Source organism: Aeromicrobium phragmitis, assembly GCF_003674095.1.
In the GTDB taxonomy this organism is placed as follows: domain Bacteria; phylum Actinomycetota; class Actinomycetes; order Propionibacteriales; family Nocardioidaceae; genus Aeromicrobium; species Aeromicrobium phragmitis.
Genome location: NZ_RDBF01000157.1, coordinates 1 through 376, shown reverse-complemented (window position 1 = coordinate 376; position 376 = coordinate 1). Strand labels below are relative to the sequence as shown.

Sequence of the window (376 nt, the reverse complement as noted above, 5' to 3'; positions counted from 1 at the left end):
GAACGTAGTGAACGGTCGAGGTGTAGGCCAGCCCATTGAACGACAAGCCGGGAGCGAAGATGGGCAACTCGGTACGCACGCGAACGGACTGCGCCGGAGTCGAGACGCTCATGCCGTTCTCGATCCAGCCCGGCACCGCAGCACGAGCGTCCCGGCTTACTTGCGAAGGCGAACCGCCGATAGCCGCCGAACGAGCCCCTTCGTCGGCCGCATTGCCCGTGTACACGATCGCGACCGCCCACAGCGCGACCTGCCACAACAGCGCCATGGTCAAGAGTGCAAGCGGGAAAAGTGCAGTGAATTCCAGTGCCGCTTGTCCGACCTCGGCGCGGCGCGACCCGAGAAGACCTCGGCGCTGCTTCGCTTTGACGCGAGG

Annotated in this window: 1 protein-coding gene; it reads right to left on the bottom strand. The window is 65.2% G+C overall.

Going from position 1 to position 376, the window contains the following annotated elements; all coding sequences use genetic code 11:
* A partial coding sequence (locus D9V41_RS16750; RefSeq protein WP_243697328.1) for a hypothetical protein occupies window positions 1-268 on the bottom strand: 268 nt, incomplete at its 3' end.
* Between the last annotated feature and the right edge of the window lie 108 nt (window positions 269-376).